Below are 21,134 nucleotides of genomic sequence, written 5' to 3'. Positions count from 1 at the left end.
ATATTGCAGTCATCGGCCCGAAACCGAACTGAGACGGGCTGTCGGCTGCTGGAAGGACGACCCTCATGAGCACCCTGACCATCGCATCGGACCCCCAGGACGCGGCGGCCGCAGAAGCCGCCGAGGCGCATCACACGCAGCTGGCGGGTGAGCTGGCCGGACGGGTCGCGATGCTGATCGCCGCCGCGGACCGCGACCCGGCGGCGGCCGGCGCGGTGCGCGCGGGACTGGTCGACTTCTGCGACCGGGACCTGCTGCCGCACGCGGCCGCCGAGGAGGAGACCCTCTACCCCGTCGCGCACGACCTGCCCGCCGCCCGTCTCCTGATCGACGGCATGCTCGCCGAGCACCGCAGGCTCGCCGCGCTCGTAGAGGCGCTGCGCACCGCCGGTTCGGCCGTGCAGGCGGCGACCGAAGGCCGGGCGCTCCAGGTGCTGTTCGAGGAGCACCTGGAGAAAGAGAACACGCTGATCCTGCCGCTGCTGGCGGGCGCCCCGGACATCTCCCTCGCCGGACTCCTGGACGGCATGCACGACATCCTCGGGCACGGTCACGGGCACGAGGGCCAGACGGCGGTGGAGTCCGGTGGCGGCTGCGGGGGCACCTGCGGCTGCGGAGGCTCGGACGAGACGGACGTGCCGGAGCTGGACGTACGCGACGTCCCCCACTCGCTGCGGCACGCCACGGTGTTCGGCGCGATCGCCGCGGTGCCCTCGGGGCGGGCGATGATCCTGGTCGCGCCGCACGACCCGCTGCCTCTGCTGGGCCAGATCGAGGACCGCCACCCGGGCGCGTTCGCGGTGGAGTACCTCCAGCGCGGCCCGGAGGCATGGCGCCTGCTGCTCACGCACGTCTGACGCTGCCGGGGGAGAGAAGGGGATCGTCCCAGGGATGATTCACCACTTGTGAACCGAGTGCATGGATCACATACTGATGTTGATCAACCGTCGTCCGCCCGCCGTTCCTCTCGGCAGGCAGGCGTGCGTCGCCCGGGGGAATGCGTGAACGGCTCAGACGGCAGACTCGTGCAGACCGCGGTGATCGGGGGCCGGAACTCCGGGCGCGCGATCATCCTGCCGACCGACGCGGACGAACTGACCCGTTGGCGCCGACGCCACCCCGCCTACACCTACTGGTGCGGCACCCAGCTCGGCGGGTGCGGCAACGAGCTGTCGGACCGCCTGTACCGCGACAAGGTCTGCCACTTCGCTCACCGGCCCCACACCTCCTGCCACCGTACGGCCAACGGTGCGGCCAGCGCGGACCATCTCTTCGTCAAGGACGACCTCGCCGCCTGGGCCGGACGCAACCGACTGAAGGGGCGGACCACTTCACACGACCTCGGATCCGGCCCCGGAGACGCCGTCGACTTCCGGGTCGGCGCGGCCGGGCAACAGCGTGTGCGCTTCCAGTTCAGCAGGCTCGCGCACGCGGACTGGCAGCGGGCCCGTCGGCGGCTCTACAGTGAATCGGCCACCCTCGACTGGGTCTTCGGCCCGGGTACAGCCCACCGGGAGACCATGGAGGAGCTGTACGACGAGTACGGGTACGTACTCCGCTTCCGCTTCGAGACGCACGGTGCGGTACGGCACATCCGGCTCAGGGCGGAGGACCCCCGGCGCAGCACGGCCTGGGTGCCCCTCGACGCCTGTGCGATGACCCCTGCGGGGCTCCGGCTCCCGGGAGTGGAGCCGCGCCGCCGTTCGGGCAGCGGTCCGGCCGCCGAGGCGGGAGCCGGGCGCGGTGCGGCGCCGGTGCGGCGGTCCCGCGAGGACCAGGTGCTCGCGCTGAAGGAGGCGCTGGTGAGCGCCGCGAGGTTTCGGACCCGGCCCACCTGGGAGGCGCTGGCCCGAACCGCCGGAAGCGACCTGCTCGCTCTGTCCGACCCGGACCGCGTCGGTCTGCTGGTCGCCGTGGAGCGGACCGGCGGCGGTGAGGGGAGCCCGTTGCTGTCGGCGCTGATCAGGACCGGGGAGAGCGACCCGCCGCCCTACGTGGGGGATGTGCTCGCCGCTGTCGGTTGCGGGGTTCCCGCGACGGCGGCGGTACTCAAGCGATGGTGCCAGCGTGAGGCGGACCGGGCGTTCGCCGTGCACGGGGTGCCGTCCCGTACGGCTCCGCCGCGGCTGCCGCTCACCGCGGACGGTCGGATCGCCGCTCAGCAGAGTGCGGAGCGGCCCGCTCAGCACCAGACCATCAACTATGTCCCGGGCTTGGGCGGCTTTGTCCGATGGCCCGATGCCCAGCCGAAGCCGAAGACTCTCGCCGGTGTTCCCCTGTACCGCGACACCGAGATTCGGCATGCTCTGCGCAGCGCACGGCAGAGACGGGGACCGAAGCGCGCCGCAGCCCTGATGGTGCGGGCGGAAGAGGCCCTGACGAGGCTGCCGGAACCGCAACGCACGCAGCTCGTGACCGAGATGGCGACCACCCGCCGCTGGCTGGACAGCCAACCGGACACACCGGCGCGGAAGCCGAAGCCGAAGCCGAAGCCGAGGCAGACTCGGCGTGCCGAGGGAGCGGCGGACGCGAAGAGGACCGCAGCCGCGAAGAAGTCGGCACGAGCGAAGAAGACGCAGCAGGGGAAGAAGGCGAAGGACCCGTTGCAGGGTGCACGTCCCCTGCCCGGAGTCGTCGACGCTCGACCGAAGAAGAGGCCGAAGTGATCGCCGTTCCCGCCTCGCCGTTCCCGCCAAGTCTGTTCCCCGCACACGGAGTCGCCCCATGTCCCGATACCGTCGTCCCGCCGGCGCCGCTCTGCTCCTCGCCGCCGTGCTTGCCGTCGGCGGCTGCGGGAGTGACACCGAATCCTCTGCCGCGCACACCTCCGCCGCTTCGGAGGACGTGACGGGTACGGAGTCGACCGCACCGGCCGACGAGTCGGACACGTACCCCGCGCAGACGGAGGCGGCGACCGGGGACGACACGTCGATCGAGGACTTCCTCGCCGCCGCGGGTGTCGACGACGCCCTGGTCAACCAGCTCGGCGAGGTCGGCGACGCCAACAACTACGGTCTCGGTGTGGGCGTCGAGACCAGCCTGGAGGACCGGCGTCGGCTCGCGACCAGCCAGGTCGACACCTGTCGCAACGTGGCCGTCGGCTACCGGACCTGGGAGGGCATCCAGTACTCGGACGAGTCGGCCGGGGCGACCGAGGAACAGGCCGCCGCGATGGCCGACTTCCTGCGGACGGAGTTCTGTCCCCACGTGGCACCGCTGAAGGAAGCCCCTCTTCCCGAGCAGTCCCTCGGCGGACCGTCCGAGGACGACCTCGGCGGCCGGGGACTCGCCTCACCGGTGACCTGGTGGGACGAACGCTATCCGCGTGTCTCGTGGTCCAAGGAGTGCGCGGCACAGCTGGGCATGCCCATGTCTGACCCGGTGGCCTACCGCCTGGCGAAGGACGAGGTCGTCTGCGCCACCGTCCCGCCCGCCGAGTCGCTGAAGGACCACCTCATCAGCGTGGACGTCGTCTTCTCGTCCCCGGTCGACGAGGACCGGGCGCGGAAGGCGGCGCTCGCCCTGCTTCCGTCCGACGCGAAGGCGACCGACCCGACGGAGGGCACCAACCCCGACTGGTCGTACCTGGGCGGCGGCTGCCTGAACACGAACTTCCGTACGGCGACGATGGAAGCGCTGATGGACCAGCTGGAGAAGGACGCCGAGCCCTGGGCGTCCGCCCTCTACTACTCCGACGGGTCGACCGAGGACGGGGCCGTGGGCGACTACACGGGCAAGGTCAAGCAGATCTCGCTCTCCACGGGCGCGAACGAACCCGCGGCGTCGGGCGAGTTGACCTGCTGACCCGCACAGCGCACGACATCCCGGTGCTCGGTCAGTCCGACAGAAGCGCTGACAGCTGTGGGGAGTACGTGGCGTGCAGCACGAGCGCGGCGCTGCCCACGACGGCGGCGTCCGTGCCGAGCGGGGAGGCCGCGACCTCCACGCATCGGATGTGCCGGGCCAGCGGTCTGTTCGCCAGCGCGGAGGCGACGACGTCGACGTACCGCGACTCCACATGCCGTATGCCGTGACCGCCGAGGATGATGAGGTCCACGTCGATGAAGTTGGCGATGTTGACCGCGACCGAGGCGACATGTTCCGCGGCCTCGTCGACGACCGCGGCGGCGACGGGGTCGCCGGCTCCCGCCGCGAGCTGGATCGCGGCGTGGTCGACGGAGGCGGGGTCCTTGTCGAACATGTGCGACAGCACACTGTTGCCGTCGGGTCGGGTGGCGAGTCGGCGGTGCACCTCGGTGACGATCGCCGACGGGTTGACCAGCCTCTCCAGGCAGCCCCGGCTGCCGCAGTAGCATTCGGGCCCGTCGGGCAGTACCGAGGAGTGACCGAACTCTCCGGCGTTGAACGAACCGCCTCTGTACACCTGGTGGTTGAGGATCAGGCCGCCGCCGACGCCGGTACCGAAGAAGAAGTAGGCGAAGTTCGCGACCCCCTTGCCCACTCCGGACCAGCGTTCGCCGATCGCGGCGGCGGTCGCGTCGTTGTCGAGGGTCACCGGCAGGCTGGTGGCCTCGCTCAGCATGCTTTGCAAGGGCACCCGTGTCCAGTGCGCGAGTTGAGGCGGGTCGACCATCATGCCGAGCTTCTGGTCGATCGGGCCCGGCGTGGCGAGTCCCAGTCCCAGGACCTGGCCGCGGGGGACCTTCGCCTCGTCGAGCACGTCGGCGACCAGCTCGGCCATGGCCGGCACGACGTGTGACGGGTCGGTGCCGGGAGGGGTGGGACGCCGCTTGACGATCAGCGGCCGTCCGAGCAGGTCGACCACGGCGCAGGTGAGTTCGACCGGATCGAAGACGAGCCCGACGGCGCTGCCCGCGTCCGCGTTGATCCGCAGGGTGGTGCGGGGCTTGCCGCCACTGGCGACCCGGCTGGCTCCGTCCTCCCGCACGATCCCCTCGTCCAGCAGCCGTCGCACGATGCCGGAGACCGTCTGCGGGGTGAGGCCGGTCAGCTGGGCGATCTCAACTCGGCTGATGCCGTCCGCGAGTTGGATCTGGTCGAGGACCACCGCTCGGTTGTAGCGCCCGACCTTGGGGAGGTTTGTTCCTGCTTGCCGCACGCGCGAGGTCCTCTCTGTTCCAGCTCAATGACGATACCGCCGCGGGGCGTTGACTTAGTAAAACAAATGGATTTAAAGTCCGGTCGCTCGGACCTACAGCTCGGACATGAAGGCACAACGCAGGCTCGGCGGAGGCAAGTTGATGTCCACGAAATGTCGCATCCCCATGGGTTCCGAACCATGTGATCGCCGCGGTCTCCGTGGCGCGGGGCTCCGCCCATGAGCCAACACCCGGTCCTGCTGGAGATGCGGTCGATCACCAAGACGTTCCCGGGCGTGCGGGCGCTCGCGGACGTCAGCCTGGAGGTGAGGGAGGGGGAGATCCACGCGATCTGCGGCGAGAACGGCGCCGGCAAGTCCAGCCTCATGAAGGTGCTGAGCGGCGTACACCCGCACGGCAGCTACACGGGCGACATCATCTACCGGGGGGAAGAGGTCCGGTTCCCTGACATCCGGGCCAGCGAGCAGGCCGGCATCGTCATCATCCACCAGGAGCTCGCGCTGGTCCCCGGCATGTCGATCACCGAGAACATCTTTCTCGGCAACGAGCCCCGCAGGCGCGGCGCGATCGACTGGAAGACCGCGCAGCGGCGGGCGCTCGAGCTGATGAAGCAGGTCGGGCTCCACGAGGACCCGGACACGTTGATCAAGGACATCGGCGTCGGCAAGCAACAACTCGTGGAGATAGCCAAGGCGTTCGCCAAGGACGTGAAGCTGCTCATCCTCGACGAGCCGACCGCGGCGCTGAACGAGACCGACTCCCGGCATCTGCTGGACCTGCTCCGTGGCTTCCGGGAGCGGGGCATCACCTCGATCATGATCTCCCACAAGCTCAACGAGATCGAGGCCGTCGCCGACACCATCACGATCCTGCGGGACGGCCGCACGATCGAGAGCCTCGACGTGCAGACCGGCGGCGTCAACGAGGACCGCATCGTGCGCGGCATGGTCGGCCGCGAGCTCAGCAGCCGGTTCCCCGCTCACACGCCCGAGGTCGGCGAGGTGTTCTTCGAGGTCCGCGACTGGACGGTGAGGCACCCGAGTTCGGACGAACGGCTCGTGTGCAAGGGCTCGGACTTCACCGTTCGGCGCGGTGAGATCGTCGGCTTCGCCGGACTCATGGGTGCCGGCCGCACCGAGCTCGCGATGAGCCTGTTCGGCCGCTCCTACGGCACCTACCTGTCGGGCCGGGTCTTCAAGGACGGCAGGGAGATCGAGCTGAAGTCGGTGGCGGACGCCATTCGGCACGGTCTCGCCTACGTCAGTGAGGACCGCAAGTCGATCGGCCTCAACCTGCTGGACGACGTCAAGACCTCGATGGTGGCCGCCAAGTTGTCGAAGATCGCCCGGCGCCGGGTCGTCGATCCGGTTCGTGAGCACCGGATCGCCGAGGAGTACCGCCAGAGCCTCAGGATCAAGACGCCCAGCGTCGACGAAGGGGTCGTGAAGCTGTCCGGCGGGAACCAGCAGAAGGTGGTCCTGGCGAAGTGGATGTTCACCGACCCGGACCTGCTGATCCTCGACGAGCCGACGCGTGGCATCGACGTGGGCGCCAAGTACGAGATCTACGGGATCATCCAGCGGCTGGTCGGCCAGGGCAAGGGCGTCATCGTCATCTCCTCGGAGCTGCCCGAGCTCATCGGCCTGTGCGACCGCATCTACACCGTGTTCGAGGGCGCCATCACCGGTGAGGTGACGCGTCGCGACGCGGACCCGGAACTCCTCATGAAGAAGATGACCTCCAACACGAAGACAGCGACCCCATGAGCCGCATCACAGAGCTGCAGAAGAACCTCTTCGGAGGCACGACCTCCAACGCCCGCCAGTTCGGCATGATTTCCACACTCGTGGCGATCGTCGTGCTGTTCCAGATCTGGACCGGAGGCCTGACCCTGACCTCCGGCAACCTCATCGCCGTGGTCAGTCAGTACTCCTACATCCTGATCCTTTCCATCGGCATGCTGATGGTGATCGTCGCGGGCCACATCGACCTCTCCGTGGGCTCGGTCGCGGCGTTCACCGGCATCGTGGTCGCCAAGGCGATGCAGGAGTACTCGCTCCCGTGGCCCCTGGGCATCGTGCTCGGCCTGCTCGTCGGCGCCGCGATCGGCGCCTGGCAGGGATTCTGGGTCGCCTACGTGGGGGTGCCGGCGTTCATCGTCACCCTGGCCGGAATGATGCTCTTCCGCGGCGGCAACCAGTACATCGGCAACGCCGACACGGTTCCGGTCCCCACCGGTTTCCGCGACATCGGTGCCGGCTTCCTGCCGGAAGCGGGGCCGGACACCGGATACAACAACCTGACCCTGCTGCTCGGCCTGGCCGCCTGCCTGGGCGTGGTGTGGCGGGAGTGGAAGGCACGGCAGACCCGGCGCGAAATGAACGCCGACGTCGCGCCGTTGTGGGTGGCGGGCGTACGGCTGGCCGTGATGGTGAGCGTCATCGTCTTCGCGACGCTGCGCTTCGCCGGCGGCCGCATCGGTACCAGCCTGCCCATCTCCGGCATCATCCTGATCGTCCTGGTGCTCGCGTACTCGTACTACACGCGCAACACCATCGGCGGCCGGCACATCTACGCCGTCGGAGGCAACTCCCGCGCGGCCGAGCTGTCCGGGGTGAAGCTCAGGCAGGTCAACTTCCTCGTCATGATGAACATGTCCGTCCTCGCCGCGCTGGCCGGCATGATCTTCGTGGCGCGGTCCGCGGCCTCCGGCCCGCAGGACGGGCTGAGCTGGGAACTCGACGCCATCGCGGCCGTGTTCATCGGCGGCGCCGCGGTCTCCGGCGGCCTCGGAACCATCAGCGGCTCCATCGTCGGTGGTCTTGTCATGGCTCTGCTCAACAACGGTCTGCAACTGGAGGGCGTCGGCTCCGACATGGTCCAGATGATCAAGGGCCTCGTCCTCCTTCTGGCCGTCGCCTTCGACGTCTACAGCAAGAAGCGGGGACGCTTCTCGATCATCGGAACGCTGATGCGCCCGTTCCACCGCGGCGAGGCGGCCACACCGGTCGATCCGCCGAAGCAGACCGCCAACCCCGACAAGGCCCAGGTCGCGGGCTGACCTGGGTCCATCCCCGACGACGCCGCACCCGACGGCGCGCAACTCACCCCGCATCACGGCAAGAAGGGCTCACCATGCGCACAGGCATCACCAGAGGCATTGCCGCAGTCGGCGCCGTCGCACTGCTCACCCTGGGCACGGCATGCTCCAACGAACGTGAGGGCTCCACCGGCACGGACGGCAGCGCCGCCAAGGGGTTCGCGAAGGACTCCCTCGTGGGCGTCGCGCTGCCCGCGAAGACCTCGGAGAACTGGGTGCTCGCCGGTGACCTGTTCACCAACGGCCTCAAGGACGCGGGCTTCAAGGCCGACGTGCAGTACGCCGGCGCGTCGACCACGGTCGCGGACCAGCAGGCGCAGATCTCCGCCATGGTCACCAAGGGCGCGAAGGTGATCGTCATCGGTGCCACCGACGCCTCACAGCTGTCCACCCAGGTGGCGCAGGCCAAGCAGGCCGGGGCGACCGTCATCGCCTACGACCGGCTCATCACCAACACGCCCGACCTCGACTACTACATCGCGTTCGACAACTTCAAGGTCGGCCAGCTGCAGGGACAGGCCCTCGTCGACGGCATGAAGGCGAAGAAGGCGAAGGGTCCCTGGACGATCGAGCTGTTCTCCGGATCCCCCGACGACAACAACTCCAAGGTCTTCTTCGACGGCGCGATGGACGTACTCAAGCCCCTCATGGACAAGGGCGACATCGTTGTCGGTTCCGGTCAGACGGACATCAAACAGACCGCGATCCAGGGCTGGAAGGCGGAGAACGCCCAGCAGCGCATGGACTCGCTGCTGACCTCGACGTACAACGGCACGAAGACGCTCGACGGTGTCCTGTCCCCGAACGACACCCTCGCCCGCGCGATCATCACCTCGGTGAAGGGCGCCGGCAAGCCGGTCCCGGTCGTCACCGGGCAGGACTCCGAGGTCGAGTCCGTGAAGTCGATCATGGCCGGTGAGCAGTACTCGACCATCAACAAGGACACCCGCAACCTCGTCGCCGAGACGGTCGACATGGTCAAGGCCCTGCAGAAGGGCGACAAGCCGGAGATCAACGACACCAAGTCGTACGACAACGGTGTCAAGATCGTCCCGGCCTACCTCCTCCCGCCGGTCATCGTGACCAAGGAGAACGCGGCCGAGTCCTACGCCAACGATCCGAAGCTGGCACCGCTCACCAAGTAAGTCCCCACCGCTGCCGTCCCACCCCCCGGACCATGCTCCGAGGCGTGGGACGGCAGCGACGGGCCCTGACGGCGTCACGCGCGTGGCAGTCCCTCAGGGCCGGTAGACCATGCCCGGACGGGGCTGGGCAGGGGCGAGCAGCTGCGACACCGTGACGAGGGTGTAGCCGCGCTGTTCGAGCGCTTTGATGATCCCCGGGACGGCGGGCACGGTCCCCTTGTGCAGGTCGTGCAGGAGGATGATGCCGTCGCGATGGGTCTGGTCGAGCACCCGCTGGGTGATCAGGGCCGAATCGGTCGTCTCGTAGTCCTTGGCCGTGACGCTCCACAGGATCTGCGCCAGCCCCAGGTCCCGGCAGATCTCGGCCACGTGACGGTTGGTGCGGCCCTCCGGGGGACGCATCAGGACAGGCCTCGTGCCGGTGATCTTCTCGATGGCCTCCTGCGTGCGGGTCAGCTCCTGACGGGCGTCGGCGTCGTCGAGGTCCGTCAGCCTCGGGTGATTCCAGGTGTGGTTGCCGATTTCGTGCCCCTCGTCCGAGATACGGCGCAGGATGTCCGGGTATTTCGCGATGTGGCCCCTGCCCTGCACGAAGAACGTGGCGTGCAGACCGTTCTGTTCGAGGATGTCCAGCAGCCCGGGGGTCGTCGGGCTGGGGCCGCCGTCGAAGCTGAGGGCCACGCACTTCGCCCTGCGGCAGTCGACGTCTCCGGCCACCGATCCCGATGCCTCGACCCGGGCGGCGCGCGGTGAGGTGTGTTCGTAGGTGGTGACGGTCAGAGCCAGAGTCAGCGCTACGGCCAGGGCGGTGGCCGCCGCTGTCGCGATGGTGACGCCTATGCGAGAGCGTCTTGTCCGCTTGCTGGAAGGCATGCGTGACCTTTCTTCAAGTCGAGCGTCAGACGGTGCCTCAGCAGGTGTCCGAGCCGGCGCTCCACCGTTGTGTGGATGAGCAGGGACAGCGCCAGTACGCAGCTGACGGACACCGCCATCGACGGGAGCGGCCCCAGCCTCGGCCATGCTCGGAGCAAGCCTTTGGCCAAGGGAATTCCGATGCTTTGGTGGATGAGGTAGAAGGGGTAGGTGAGGCCCCCGGCGGTGACCAGCCAGCGCCGTCGAAGTCGCGCCGGCGGTCCGATGCCGGCCAGTGCCAGCAGCCCGAGGCAGAGCGTGAGCACGGCCGCGCACATGGCCCAGGAGGGTGGGCTCTCGCCAGGGGGAGTGGTCGCGTGGTCGGCCACCCGTAGGTCGAGCACGGTGAGTTCGTAGGCCCAGGCGAAACCCAGCAGCAGCCACAGCAGGAGGCTCTGTCCGAACCGGTGCATGAGGTGGAGCACGATCCCGGCGACGAAGAGACCGGTGTACCGGGGCAGCACGAACTCGTCGAGGAGGGGGGAGCGGAGTTCGAGGGTGATGACACCGGCCAGGAGCCAGGCCGCGCAGAAGGTCACCACTCGTCGGTAGGACAACTGCCCGAAGACGAGCAGCGCCGCCATCAGCAGATAGAAACGGGCCTCCACCCAGAGCGTCCAGCCGACTCCGTCGACCAGTTCCAGACCCAGTGGTCCCGGAGCCATCGTCAGGTTTCCCAGGACGGTACGAGGGTCGATGCGGGTGGCGGCGGGCCAGTGGCCCATCCGTGCGGCGAGGACGAGCGCGACGACCAGCAGCACGGCGCACCAGTAGGCCGGGAAGAGCCGGGCGACGCGGGACACGGTGAACTGTGCGGGAGTCCGCCCCCAGCAGCTCATGCAGATGACGAATCCGCTGATGGCGAAGAAGAACTCGACGCCGAGCCAGCCGTAACGGCTGATCTCGTGCAGGAACGGCGCGAAATCCCGGAGCTCGGCCCTTCCCCAGAAGTGCGGGGTGGGTGTCCCGAGGAAGTGGTACGCGGCCACCATGACCGCTGCCACCAGGCGGAGCCCGTCCATCGCGGCCAGGCGCGCCGGCCCGCTCCGCTGTGCGGGAGACGGTGTGTCGGACGGCATATCGGAAACGGAACCGTCTCAGGTGGTGGGCAGGGGCGAGCGGCTCACACGTATTTTCGACTGACCGTGCGGGCGCTTCTCCCAGTCCTCCATGAACCGTGCGTGCAGACCGTGTTGCTGCGCCAGGGCCAGGAGGGTTTCGGTGCGGTAGTAGAAGTCCTCGCGCAGCACCTGGTGTTCGGTGCCCTCGGTGCGGTCGAAGGTGAAGTCGAAGAACCCGGTGTCGGTCAGCACGCGGCCGACGTGCGCGAGGCACTGGTCGATGACGTCCAGCGGGGAGTGGGAGAAGACGCTGTGCGCGTGGACGACGTCGAAGTGGTCGTCGGGCAGGAAGTCCAGGGTGAGGTCGCCGGTGATGGTCAGATGCGGCAACTTGTCCTGGAGGTGGCGCTCGGTGAGCGTCTTCTTCGCGGCCATCAGGATGTCGGGCGAGATGTCGATGCCGTAGTAGTTGCCTGTGCCGAGATGGCTGATGAAGCGCCAGCCGCCACGCAGGTTGCCGCAGCCGATGTCGAGCATGCGGTGCTCGGGGCGCAGGCCGTGTTCGATGAGGTAGTCGAACTGCATCTGCCCGAGGGCCAGCCAGCGGTCGTGGGTCTGGCTGCCGACCGCGGCCTCCGGGTTGCGGCGGGTGTCCGAGGCCATCACGGCGCGGTAGTAGCCGACGTGGTCGGGGTGCTTGAGGCGCAGCCAGGCGTCCCGGCCGGCCCGTTGCAGGTACGGGATGACGCGGCCGGGGTGGCGCAGGGCGTAACCGGTCTTGTGGGTGAGGGCGGCGCGGTTGTTGCGGAGTTTCTTCGGTGACTTGGCGTCGGCGGGCATGGCGAAGCGACCTCCGTGCGAAAGAAAGGGGATCCCGGCAGGGATGAAGGAGAAAGGAAGAAAGAGAGAGGGAGAAAAGGAGAACGAGAAGGGGTATGGCAGATGTGCCCCGGGGCGGTCGTCCGCGGTCAGACGCGGCGGCGCAGGAGCAGCAAGGTGACGACCGTGAGCAGAGCGGCCAGGCCGCCGAGGACGGCGGTGTCGGTCCACTGGAAGCTCCAGTAGTCACCGGCCGGGTTGGCTTCGTAGAAGCGCGCGACATATCCGTGCGCCGCCATGCACTCCTTGAGCTGGGCGCCCGATGGGAAGGGGCAGTTCAGCACGTCGTCGTGGCGGCCGGAGGCGGTGATCAGGCCGTAGGTGCCGGTCGACCACTTCTCGCCCATCGGTGCTTTGGGAGTGCTGCCGGCGCTGACGTAGGTGTGCGGCGGGACCAGCAGCCGGGTCCGGTGAGTCCACTCCAGCAGGAACGTCATCAGTCCCGTCACCAGCAGGGTCAGACCCATCGCCGCCAGGACCCGGCGGGCCAGCAGGCCGAGCAGGGTGCCGGCCGCCAGCCCGAACAGGGCGGCGGCGACGACACGGGGACCTGAGCCGCTCAGGGCCGTGACGTCGTACCAGAACAGGCCGTAACTCCGGTCGGCGGCCGGTCGCCACCACCAGGCGAACACTCCCGCGAGCAGGCTGGACAGGGCGATCGTGGTCGTCGCGGCCAGGGCGAACCGGGAGGCGAACCACTGACCGCGGCTCACGCCCTGCGCGAGGATCATGCGGTGTGTGCCCAGTTCCCGGTCGCGGCCCAGCAGCGGGGCGCCCCAGAAGACGCCGATGACGACGGGCAGGGCGATGTTCAGCGCCCCGAGGTATTTCAGCGGCTCGACATCCAGCAGCAGGGGCAGGCCGGTGTCGGAGCGTGTGCAGTACAGCGGACCGGTGTCGCAGTGGTCGAACAGCCCGCTGTTCAGGGCGTCCAGCATGCCCGAGCGGTAGTACGCGGCGATCGCCGCAGCGACGGCCAGGGCGGCTGCGCCGATGCCGATCGGCACGCGCTGCTGGCGCCATGCGAGCCAGAGGGAGCCCTTCACGCCGCCTCCTCCGCCTGGTCGCCGGGAACGGGCTGCCCCGGGGCTCCGGCCTGGAGGTAGCCGATCAGGATGTCCTCCAGCCTGGGCCGTTCGACGTGCCAGTCGCCTCGCAGCGGTCCGCGCTGCCGTATCAGGGCGGCCAGTTGCCTGCCGACGGTGCGGTGCTGTACGACGGTGTGCTCTCGGGTCAGGGCGTCGGCCTGGTCGGCGGAGCCCGTCAGCATCGTGTGGCTCTCGCGCAGCGACTCGGCGTCCTCGCTCAGTTCGACACGGCCGTCCCGCAGCACCAGCGCCCAGTCGCAGGTCTCCTCGAGTTCGGGCAGGACGTGCGAGGACAGCACGATGCTGATGCCGCGTTCGGCGGCCTCGGCCATCAGCTCCGCCATGATCTCGCTTCGCGCCACGGGGTCGAGGTCGGCCAGCGGCTCGTCGAGAAGCAGGAGTTCGGGCCGCTTGCCCAGCGCCAGGGCGAGCGCGACGCGCGTGCGCTGTCCGGGGGACAGTTCGCCGACGTGGGCGTGGAGCGGAATGCCGCCCTCGCGGACGATCCGCTCGGCGGTGGTCCGGTCCCACGAGGAGTTCAGCTTCTCGCCCACCAGCAGGGTGTCCGCCACGGTGAACCGGGGGTAGAGCGGCTTGTCCTGGGTCAGCAGAGCGACTCGGGCGCGGGCCTCGGACGTGCCGGGTACGGCGCCCAGCACACGCAGTTCCCCGGAACCCGGCCGCAGCAGTCCGCCGGCCAGGTGCAGCAGGGTGCTCTTGCCGGCACCGTTGCGTCCGACGAGGGCGGTGATACGGCCGACGGGCACGGTGAACTCGCAGTCCCGCAGGGCCGGGCCGCCCCGCTTCCGGTACCGGAATCCGAGTCCCGTGGCGCACAGCGCGGCCGGCGCGTCAGGCCGGGTCATGCGTCCTCCTTTCGTTCCCGGTCGCCCGGGGCTTCGCTGTCGTGCTTGTTGTCGTAGGCGTCCAGGGCGGCTGTGACGAGGGCGAGGACATCGGCCCTCTCCAGGCCCGTGACCCGTGCGCGTGCCACCCAGTCGGTGATCTCCCTGCGCAGCGGCGAGTCGTTCTCGGCGCCGGGCCGGGCGAGCGACCGCGTCACGAAGGTGCCCAGGCCACGGCGCAGTTCGACCAGGCCGGCCTGCTCCATGTCGCGGTAGGCCCGGAGCACGGTGTTGGGGTTGATGGCGGTCGCCGCCACCACCTCCCTGGCCGTGGGCAGTTTGTCCCCGACCTGCAAGGTGCCCATCCGGAGCGCTCGTTCGGTCTGCTCGACGATCTGCACGTAGGCCGGTACGCCGCTGCCACGGTCGATCCGGTACTCGATCACGTCGCCTTCCTTGGTTCCACCATGGTTGTATTAATGAATTAATGGAAGCATGGTGGATGTCCGACCGTGATGTCAAACACCGAGGGGAGAACAACCAGGGCTCTGGGCGCGGTGGGAGGGAGACGAGGGCCTCACCGCGGGCGCGGCGGCGAGACGAGGCCGGCCGCCCGTGCCTCGGGGTGGCTTCGGCCAGGCGCCACGCCCTGCGATCGGGCCGTTCGGCCGGCGCCGCCGCAGCCGCGCAAACAGGCGGCTCATACGCGACGTCGCCGCCCAGAAATCCACCGACGTGTAGCCAGGGTGCACAAGGGACTCGAACCGGATCGTCGCGTAGATGTACCCGATCCGGGTGCGCCCGTCCGCCTCGGGCCAGGCCCGACCCGGTTCCCGTCGGCCGAGGCGAGCAGTGTCATCGCCGCCGGTCGCTGAGGAACCTGTGGATGTTCAGTACGGTCTCCTCCTGCATCGAGACAGGTACGTACCGCTGGTCCGAGAAGAGCCGTATGGCGACATCGTTGCCGTCGGTACGGATGTTCAGGCCGAAACGGAGCATGCTGGACGCCACAGGTGGTTCGTGGCGCAGCAGGAAACCGCCGTCTTCCAGCGGGCCGACATCCTGCGGAACGACTGCTTCCTTCTCCTGCAGGACATTGACGTACTGGTCGAGCGCGGGGCGGGCACCGCTCTCTGCGGGGCGCAGCTGCCGGTACAGGCGGTAGGGGTCCCACATGCTCGTCCTGTGCAGGCCCAGGATGCGCGGCCACACCTCGTCCACGAGATCGCCGGGCGAGCTTCCGAGGGTGGGCAGGGTGAGCAGTCCCTGCTGGGCCACGCACCCCATGTACCGGGCGGTGCGTGGCAGCCAGCGGTTGGCGCACGTGATCACCAGCGCACAGGCGTCGACCGAGAACGCCCTGCCCAGCGCCGCCGCGGCGGCAGCGACGTAGATCGCGGAGGGGCTGACCCCACGTGCGCCCGCCGTTTCCCGTACGAGGGCTCCCGTGCCCCGGGAGTACAGCCGCACGCTGGGAAACCGGCGCTCGGTGTCGGGGGCGACAGGCGTACGGAAGAGCGACCACGGCACCGCTCGCAGTCCTTGCTCCCAGCCGCGCAGCGCGGTGTCGAGGATCTTTCGGCCTTGGTCGGACTGCTCGAACTCCGCCCGGTCCAGGGGCTGATGCGCGGGCGGGGGCGGCAACGCCCCGTTCCCCTCGGTGAGAAGGCGGGCGCCGTCCTCCGCCAGGAGGTCCACGGCCACCGCGTCCACGGTCAGGTGGGACAGCGACGCGACGAGCCAGGCGGGGGCGCCGTCGCGGGTGAGGACGGCGAAGTCGATCGCCCGGTCCCGGCCGGCGGACGGGTCCATGCCCGTCAGCTCCTCGACGAGCCGTGTGACCTCGGGGAGAGCGGGTGCGGCATCGACCTCGACGACAGGCACCGTCAACGTTCCCTGTCGCACTACCTCTTGGTCCGGCGGGCCGTCGTCGGAGACACGGGTGAAGACGGTGCGCAGCCCCTCGTGGCGCTCGACGAGCCGGGACACGACGTCCAGAACGTCACCGAGGCCGCGCCCGGCGGGAACCTCCACGAGGAGCGGGACCTGGAAGCGGGCCGTGTGGGGCCTGTTGGCCTCCAGCGTCAGCCACGTGTCGCGCTGCGCCCACGTGGTGGTGGCCCTGCCTCCCCGTGCTCCGCTGAACTTCACCTCGGCTGTTCCGTTCGCCTCGTACATGGGGCGGCCTCCTCGTCGTGTCCGGGGTTCGTCTGGTTCACCGGTCAGAGCCGGGTCAGTGCGGACCCGGCGCGCCGACCTGGGCGCGCACCGTGCGCAGCACCTCCGCGATGCCGTCGCTGTCGTCCGGGGTGCTGCCGTTGAGGAGCACGTGCCGGACACCGGCACCCAGATACGCGCCGAGGCGGTCCGCCACGTCCTCGTGGCTCCCCACCAGGAAGGGCGCACTGGCCTGACCGCTGCGGAACGCCCCGAGCCAGTAGGGGTCGGCGTCCGCGCCGTCGGCCGGTGCCTCGTCCTCGCCCACCGCCCGCACCGCCAACTGCCGGGACCAGGAGTTCTGGGAGACCGTCTTGAGCAGGGTTTCCTGCCTGCCCTGCCAGGTCTCGGGGAACCGCTCCCTGGCCGCCGCCCAGGCCGCGGCCCGCTCGGACCGGGCGATGATCCCGACGCGGATCCCCAACTCGCCGCCGTAGCCGCTGTCGAGCAGCGGCGTGCGGAACTCCCGTAGCCAGTCCTCGTACGGGGCGGGGTGGGTGACCACGACATCGGCGATCTCCCCGGCAACGGCACGGCCGGCCTCGGACGAACCGGCCACGAAGACCCTGCACTGGGCGAGCACGTCCGGGCAGGGAGCCAGCCGGAACCGCCGGTAGGTGTACCAGTCGCTCTCCAGGTCGACGGTCTCGCCCCGGAGCAGGGCCCGCAGCACGCGTCCGTAGACACGCATCCGCGCGTATCTCTCGTCGTGGCCGAGCAGATCCCCGGTCATGCGCAGTTCGTCGTCCCGGGCGCCCGCGACCAGGTTGAAGTACAGCGGGCGGCCGTACAACGTCGCGTACGACGCCGCCATCGCGGCCGCCGTGTGCGGAGGCATGGAGGCGGGCTGCAGGGCGATCAGGGGCACCAGGGACTCGGTGACGGCGCCCACAAGGCTCGCGAGCGGCCACGGATCGACCTCGTGCAGGTTGTGGGGGATCAGGATGCCCCGCCTGCCGGCCTGCTCGCTGTGTCGGGCCGCCGCCGTCACCTGGCTCCGGTAGTCCTGCGTGGGTTCGCCGGGTCCGGCCGACGGCGGGGTGACCGAGTAGACGTGGACCATCGCTCGCCTCCGGTCAGCCGATGTTCAGGACGCCTGTGGGGTCGTTGGCCGGGCCATGGGGGCGTAGATCCCGCGGATCCGTGTAGTCCCGTGTCCGGCGGATCAAGGTGGTGCTGTTCTGCGCGAACCGGTGCGGCTCACGGAGGTTGAGGATCTCCATCCGGCCCCCGTCCCGGCCGCGCAGCGACTCCAGGTAGCGCAGCACGGCACGCCCCTCGGGATAGGTCATCAGGTAGTGCGCGGCGAACACGCCTCCGGACGGGTCGATCAGGTCCCAGTACTCGCGTACGAAGGCCAAGGTGTCCCAGGTGTCGATCCACGCGAAGTCGAGCAGCCCCACCGCCTCCCGCACCCGCTCGGCCGAACCGCGCAGGTCTCCTTCGATGAGGTGACAGGTGTCGGCCAGAGCCAGCTCCTCCAGTGTCTTCATCACGCGGGGAGCGGAGGAGGACGGGTCCGTCATCCGGTCGATGCACACCAACCGCGGCCGGTACGGGGTGTCGTAGTACGGGGCATGAGCCAGCGGTTGGAGCTCGGCCACGGCAGGATCGGCAAGCAGCGCCTTCTCCTGCTCGTACGCCTTCTCGTTGTCCCGCAGGGCACGCGCGAGGAAGGGCGTCGTGTAGCCCATGCCCACTTCCAGAACACGCTGCGGGCGCAGGGTGCGGATCAGCCAGTAGAGCATCGGCGCGGTCGCGTCCGTCCCCATCTCGGGGACCTGGAGCGTGCGTACCGCCGAGACGAACGAGTCATCGAGCATGTCTGGGTTCCTGTCCCGGGTGTGGTGTGTGTGGACGGTCAGGGGATGCGGGTGAGGGCCAGGGTCGACCACGTGTGCGGCCCGCTGACCCCGGCCAGGACGCGGTTCCCGGGGGGCAACGTGCCTGCTTCCAAGTGCTGTTGCAGAGCGATGAGGACGTCCGCCGAGAAACAGTGACCGATCTCGGTGACCGGCCCGGGCAGCAGACGCTCCTGCTGCAGCTTCAGAGCCGCCATGAGGAACTGCTGTGCGGTGGGGCGGTAGTTGGGCAGCACGGCATGGGCGAAGTCGTGACGAGTGGCACCCACGTCGTCCAGGACCGCGGTGATGCTCCGTGCCGCGAGAGCGACCGTCGACAGGATGGCCGTCTCGGCGCTGCTGTCGGCGGTGCGGACCGCGGTGCTGGAGGCCACGGCGTCCAGGCGCAACTGCCGGGCGGCGGCCGTCGGTTCCGCGGTGAGCAGGCATGAGGCGGCGCCGTCACTGAACACGGAGAGCCCGCTCGCCATGACCCGTCGGCCGGTCAGTGCCCGGTCGGCGAGGAGCAACAGGACGCGGCGGTGTCGTCCGCCGGCCAGGAGTGCGGCGGCCACCTCCAGGGCGGGGGCGAGGTTGCCGCAGTCACGGCCCGCGAGCGCCAGATGGTTCGCCGAGGTCAGCCGGAGACGGTCGGTGATCCGGGCCAGCGATCCCGTGACGTCCGGGTCGTTCTCGCTGACGTACACGACGAGGTCGGGCCGCGCTCCGCTCTCGGCGAGGGTCCGCCCGGCGGAAGCGGCCGCCAGTTCCCAGATGTCCTGGCCGCTCTCACGAAAGTGGACGATCTCGCGGACCAGCGGGGCCAGGAGCTCCTCCGGAGCGCCGGTGAGCTCCGCCACCTTCCGCCGGTCACCGCAGACGTGGGCGAGGGAGGAGAGGTACGTACCGCGGGAAGGACCGGTCACCGTACCGCCTCCTGCACGGAGATCGCCGCGACCGGGCAGTCGGCGGCGGCTGCCTCGACCGCGGACAGCAGTGCCGGAGACGGACGCGGGGTCAGGAGTACGACGGATCCGTCCCCGTCGTCCTGGTCGAAGACGTCCGGCACGGCCAGGGCGCAGCGGCCCGACCCGATACAGGTGCGCGGGGCGACGGTGATGTGCACGGTGTTCTGACTCCTCACCAGGTGACCGGCAGTCGGTGGACGCCGTAGAAACCCATGTCGGCCGAGAGGGGGACCTCGTCAGGGGGCACGGCGAGCGAAAGGCCGGGGAAGCGGTTCAGGAGTGCGGGAAAGGCCACCCGCATCTCCAGGCGCGCGAGGTTCTGGCCGAGGCACTGGTGCAGTCCGAACCCGAAGGACAGATGGCCCGCGGTGCGTCGGCCGAGGTCCAGGACATGAGGCTCGGGGAACCGCTGCGGATCGCGGTTCGCCGACGGCAGGTACACGGTGACGGACTCGCCCGCCCGGATCAGCCGCTCTCCGAGGGTCACGTCCTCCAAGGGCGTGCGCGGTACCCCGAAGTGAAAGATCGTCAGATAACGCAGCAGTTCCTCCACCGCGTTGTCGACGAGCGCCGGGTCTGTGCGGAGCCGGTCGAACTGCTCGGGGTGGCACAGGAGGGCGAACGTGCCCAGGCTCAGCGAGCTCGCGGTCGTCTCGTGCCCGGCGGTCAGCAGGAGCACGCCCGCACCGGCGATCTCCTCGGTACTCAACGCGCCGTCCTGGGCGAGCGCGCTCAACACCCCGTCGTCCGGCCGGCGCCGTTTGTCCTCGGTGAGCTCGCGCAGGAGACCGTCGAGGCGTTCCATGGCGTCAGCGGCGTCGGCGGCGGAGGCGGTCAGGCTGAACAGTGTGGCGCTGTCCTGCTGGAATGCGGGACGCGTACGCTCGGGCACGCCGAGCAGGTCGCAGATGGCCAGCGACGGGACCGGCAGGGCGAAGGCGGAGACGAGGTCGACCGGGGGACCGGTGCGGGCCATGTCGGTGAGGTGCGCGTCCACGAGGTGCTCGACGCGAGGTCGCAGGGCCTTCATCCGGCGCGCGGTGAACGTGCCCGCGAGTCGTCTGCGGATCCGTGTGTGCGCGGGCGGATCCATGTCGACGAGCCAGCCCGGAAGGGCGGGCGCGCCGTAGAACGGGTCGATGCCCGGCCGCGCCACCGGCGCCCGCTTGAACTCGGACCGCGCGCTGAACCTGGGGTCGGCCAGCACGGTCCTGGCGAGCGCATGACCGGTCACCAGCCAGCCGAGATGCCCGTCCGGATAGCGCAGCCGCCGCAGAGGAAGTGCGTCGTACGGCTCGGTCAGCGCGGCGGGTGGATCGAACGGGTTGTCCCGCCGCGTGGGAAGGGTCGGAAAGGCGTCGCGTGTCACAGCCCGGCTTCCTTGGTCACCATGCCCTTGAGCAGCGCCGGCGGTCGCGTGCCGTCCGGGCCGTGCGGCGGCAGGGTCGGGTTCGGGGCGGCGGCCGGCGTACCGGAGCGATACGGCCGTTCGTTCGTCAGGAGTCTCACGTCGACGAAGGGGCTTCGCCGGCCTGGCCCAGACGCTCGGAGACGAGACCGAGGACGTCCTGCGCGCGGCGCTTGAGGACGACTTCGAGCGCATCGAATTCGATGCCGAATCTTTCCTGTACGACCGCCGCGAGGTACACGGCGGTGATCGAGGTGCCACCGCTCTCGAAGAAATCGGAATCGTCTTCCATGGTGGTGCAGCCCAAGGACTCGCACCACATCTCCGAGAAAGCTTTCCGTACGTCTGCCTCGTTCAATATCCGCTCCTTTGTGAGCGTGCTGAGGAAGGCTGGCCCCATGCGTTTCGGAGGGCGCGGAGTGCGGATAACTCCCGGAGCAACACAGGAGTCATTGAATCGTTTTGGCCTAGGGATCATGGCAGGGGGTGCGGGGACCGTCAAGGGGGTTTCGCATGGCTGGATCCATCTGACTGAAAAGCGCATGCTACTGGTTCGTAGAGTCGGATGTGCTTCCCTGTTGACAGAGGG

21 protein-coding genes are annotated in these 21,134 nt (G+C 69.4%); 6 read left to right on the top strand and 15 right to left on the bottom strand.

Going from position 1 to position 21,134, the window contains the following annotated elements:
* Window positions 1-65 precede the first annotated feature (65 nt).
* The 3 genes from ACLZN2_RS44075 (at window position 66) to ACLZN2_RS44065 (ending at window position 3,804) form a co-directional block, all read left to right on the top strand.
* Window positions 66-857 carry a DUF2249 domain-containing protein gene (locus tag ACLZN2_RS44075; RefSeq protein WP_416985440.1) on the top strand — a complete coding sequence of 264 codons (792 nt, stop codon included), beginning with the start codon at window positions 66-68 and terminating at the stop codon, window positions 855-857.
* A gap of 144 nt (window positions 858-1,001) precedes the next feature.
* The gene (locus ACLZN2_RS44070) at window positions 1,002-2,666 is read left to right on the top strand and encodes a hypothetical protein (protein ID WP_416985439.1); all 1,665 of its coding nucleotides are present in this window, start codon (window positions 1,002-1,004) and stop codon (window positions 2,664-2,666) included.
* A 58-nt stretch (window positions 2,667-2,724) separates the two neighbouring features.
* Complete coding sequence (locus tag ACLZN2_RS44065) at window positions 2,725-3,804, top strand: hypothetical protein (protein WP_416985438.1); 1,080 nt, start codon at window positions 2,725-2,727, stop codon at window positions 3,802-3,804.
* A gap of 31 nt (window positions 3,805-3,835) precedes the next feature.
* Here ACLZN2_RS44065 and ACLZN2_RS44060 read toward each other — a convergent pair whose 3' ends face one another.
* Window positions 3,836-5,080 carry an ROK family transcriptional regulator gene (locus ACLZN2_RS44060; RefSeq protein WP_416985437.1) on the bottom strand — a complete coding sequence of 415 codons (1,245 nt, stop codon included), beginning with the start codon at window positions 5,078-5,080 and terminating at the stop codon, window positions 3,836-3,838.
* Between the two features lie 219 nt (window positions 5,081-5,299).
* On the opposite strand from ACLZN2_RS44060, the gene mmsA reads away from it, so the two are divergent.
* The 3 genes from mmsA to ACLZN2_RS44045 all read left to right on the top strand — a co-directional run bounded on the left by mmsA (window position 5,300) and on the right by ACLZN2_RS44045 (window position 9,326).
* Window positions 5,300-6,847, top strand: coding sequence for a multiple monosaccharide ABC transporter ATP-binding protein (gene mmsA, locus ACLZN2_RS44055; protein ID WP_416985436.1), 1,548 nt, complete (start codon window positions 5,300-5,302; stop codon window positions 6,845-6,847).
* Window positions 6,844-8,142: a multiple monosaccharide ABC transporter permease gene (gene mmsB / locus ACLZN2_RS44050; protein ID WP_416985435.1), complete on the top strand. Its 1,299-nt coding sequence runs from the start codon at window positions 6,844-6,846 to the stop codon at window positions 8,140-8,142. Before mmsA ends, mmsB begins: the two co-directional genes overlap by 4 nt.
* Before the next feature lie 74 nt (window positions 8,143-8,216).
* Window positions 8,217-9,326: a substrate-binding domain-containing protein gene (locus ACLZN2_RS44045; protein WP_416985434.1), complete on the top strand. Its 1,110-nt coding sequence runs from the start codon at window positions 8,217-8,219 to the stop codon at window positions 9,324-9,326.
* Between the two features lie 93 nt (window positions 9,327-9,419).
* On the opposite strand, the gene ACLZN2_RS44040 is transcribed toward ACLZN2_RS44045, so the two are convergent.
* The 14 genes from ACLZN2_RS44040 to ACLZN2_RS43975 all read right to left on the bottom strand — a co-directional run bounded on the left by ACLZN2_RS44040 (window position 9,420) and on the right by ACLZN2_RS43975 (window position 20,903).
* The gene (locus ACLZN2_RS44040; RefSeq protein ID WP_416985433.1) at window positions 9,420-10,199 is read right to left on the bottom strand and encodes a polysaccharide deacetylase family protein; all 780 of its coding nucleotides are present in this window, start codon (window positions 10,197-10,199) and stop codon (window positions 9,420-9,422) included.
* Window positions 10,163-11,260 (bottom strand): acyltransferase family protein, encoded by a 1,098-nt coding sequence (locus tag ACLZN2_RS44035; RefSeq protein WP_416985432.1) that lies wholly within the window; start codon window positions 11,258-11,260, stop codon window positions 10,163-10,165. The genes ACLZN2_RS44040 and ACLZN2_RS44035 overlap by 37 nt, the downstream gene beginning before the upstream one ends.
* Window positions 11,261-11,335: 75 nt before the next feature.
* Window positions 11,336-12,139: a class I SAM-dependent methyltransferase gene (locus tag ACLZN2_RS44030; RefSeq protein ID WP_416985431.1), complete on the bottom strand. Its 804-nt coding sequence runs from the start codon at window positions 12,137-12,139 to the stop codon at window positions 11,336-11,338.
* A gap of 128 nt (window positions 12,140-12,267) precedes the next feature.
* Complete coding sequence (locus ACLZN2_RS44025; RefSeq protein ID WP_416985430.1) at window positions 12,268-13,224, bottom strand: transporter; 957 nt, start codon at window positions 13,222-13,224, stop codon at window positions 12,268-12,270.
* Window positions 13,221-14,132 carry an ATP-binding cassette domain-containing protein gene (locus ACLZN2_RS44020; protein ID WP_416985429.1) on the bottom strand — a complete coding sequence of 304 codons (912 nt, stop codon included), beginning with the start codon at window positions 14,130-14,132 and terminating at the stop codon, window positions 13,221-13,223. The genes ACLZN2_RS44025 and ACLZN2_RS44020 overlap by 4 nt, the downstream gene beginning before the upstream one ends.
* Entirely contained in the window at window positions 14,129-14,557 is a 429-nt protein-coding gene (locus ACLZN2_RS44015) for a GntR family transcriptional regulator (RefSeq protein WP_416985428.1), read from the bottom strand. Before ACLZN2_RS44015 ends, ACLZN2_RS44020 begins: the two co-directional genes overlap by 4 nt.
* A gap of 409 nt (window positions 14,558-14,966) precedes the next feature.
* Window positions 14,967-16,289, bottom strand: a complete 1,323-nt coding sequence (locus ACLZN2_RS44010) for a condensation domain-containing protein (protein ID WP_416985427.1) — start codon at window positions 16,287-16,289, stop codon at window positions 14,967-14,969.
* Window positions 16,290-16,344: 55 nt separating this feature from the next.
* Window positions 16,345-17,391, bottom strand: a complete 1,047-nt coding sequence (locus ACLZN2_RS44005) for an LLM class flavin-dependent oxidoreductase (protein WP_416985426.1) — start codon at window positions 17,389-17,391, stop codon at window positions 16,345-16,347.
* A gap of 13 nt (window positions 17,392-17,404) precedes the next feature.
* On the bottom strand, window positions 17,405-18,151 hold the full coding sequence (locus tag ACLZN2_RS44000; protein WP_416985425.1) for a hypothetical protein: 747 nt from the start codon (window positions 18,149-18,151) through the stop codon (window positions 17,405-17,407).
* Between the two features lie 38 nt (window positions 18,152-18,189).
* A complete protein-coding gene (locus tag ACLZN2_RS43995; protein ID WP_416985424.1) occupies window positions 18,190-19,095 on the bottom strand; it encodes a 3-oxoacyl-[acyl-carrier-protein] synthase III C-terminal domain-containing protein in 906 nt (301 codons plus the stop codon).
* Entirely contained in the window at window positions 19,092-19,295 is a 204-nt protein-coding gene (locus tag ACLZN2_RS43990; protein WP_416985423.1) for a ferredoxin, read from the bottom strand. The genes ACLZN2_RS43995 and ACLZN2_RS43990 overlap by 4 nt, the downstream gene beginning before the upstream one ends.
* Before the next feature lie 14 nt (window positions 19,296-19,309).
* Complete coding sequence (locus ACLZN2_RS43985) at window positions 19,310-20,506, bottom strand: cytochrome P450 (protein WP_416985422.1); 1,197 nt, start codon at window positions 20,504-20,506, stop codon at window positions 19,310-19,312.
* Complete coding sequence (locus tag ACLZN2_RS43980; RefSeq protein ID WP_416985421.1) at window positions 20,503-20,646, bottom strand: hypothetical protein; 144 nt, start codon at window positions 20,644-20,646, stop codon at window positions 20,503-20,505. The genes ACLZN2_RS43985 and ACLZN2_RS43980 overlap by 4 nt, the downstream gene beginning before the upstream one ends.
* The gene (locus ACLZN2_RS43975) at window positions 20,643-20,903 is read right to left on the bottom strand and encodes an acyl carrier protein (RefSeq protein ID WP_416985420.1); all 261 of its coding nucleotides are present in this window, start codon (window positions 20,901-20,903) and stop codon (window positions 20,643-20,645) included. The genes ACLZN2_RS43980 and ACLZN2_RS43975 overlap by 4 nt, the downstream gene beginning before the upstream one ends.
* Window positions 20,904-21,134: the final 231 nt, after the last annotated feature.

This window comes from Streptomyces sp. T028 (genome assembly GCF_048159505.1).
Taxonomy (GTDB): domain Bacteria; phylum Actinomycetota; class Actinomycetes; order Streptomycetales; family Streptomycetaceae; genus Streptomyces.
Note: the sequence above shows the minus strand (reverse complement) of the source record. Positions and strands in the feature narration are given on the sequence as shown.

What these genes read in the sequence shown, in the direction of transcription:
- ACLZN2_RS44075 (WP_416985440.1), top strand. Translation starts at nt 66, where the DNA reads ATGAGCACCCTGACCATCGCATCGGACCCCCAGGACGCGGCGGCCGCA.
- ACLZN2_RS44065 (WP_416985438.1), top strand. Translation starts at nt 2,725, where the DNA reads ATGTCCCGATACCGTCGTCCCGCCGGCGCCGCTCTGCTCCTCGCCGCC.
- mmsA (WP_416985436.1), top strand. Translation starts at nt 5,300, where the DNA reads ATGAGCCAACACCCGGTCCTGCTGGAGATGCGGTCGATCACCAAGACG.
- mmsB (WP_416985435.1), top strand. Translation starts at nt 6,844, where the DNA reads ATGAGCCGCATCACAGAGCTGCAGAAGAACCTCTTCGGAGGCACGACC.
- ACLZN2_RS44045 (WP_416985434.1), top strand. Translation starts at nt 8,217, where the DNA reads ATGCGCACAGGCATCACCAGAGGCATTGCCGCAGTCGGCGCCGTCGCA.
- ACLZN2_RS44040 (WP_416985433.1), bottom strand. Translation starts at nt 10,199, where the DNA reads ATGCCTTCCAGCAAGCGGACAAGACGCTCTCGCATAGGCGTCACCATC.
- ACLZN2_RS44035 (WP_416985432.1), bottom strand. Translation starts at nt 11,260, where the DNA reads ATGGACGGGCTCCGCCTGGTGGCAGCGGTCATGGTGGCCGCGTACCAC.
- ACLZN2_RS44030 (WP_416985431.1), bottom strand. Translation starts at nt 12,139, where the DNA reads ATGCCCGCCGACGCCAAGTCACCGAAGAAACTCCGCAACAACCGCGCC.
- ACLZN2_RS44020 (WP_416985429.1), bottom strand. Translation starts at nt 14,132, where the DNA reads ATGACCCGGCCTGACGCGCCGGCCGCGCTGTGCGCCACGGGACTCGGA.
- ACLZN2_RS44010 (WP_416985427.1), bottom strand. Translation starts at nt 16,289, where the DNA reads ATGTACGAGGCGAACGGAACAGCCGAGGTGAAGTTCAGCGGAGCACGG.
- ACLZN2_RS44005 (WP_416985426.1), bottom strand. Translation starts at nt 17,391, where the DNA reads ATGGTCCACGTCTACTCGGTCACCCCGCCGTCGGCCGGACCCGGCGAA.
- ACLZN2_RS44000 (WP_416985425.1), bottom strand. Translation starts at nt 18,151, where the DNA reads ATGCTCGATGACTCGTTCGTCTCGGCGGTACGCACGCTCCAGGTCCCC.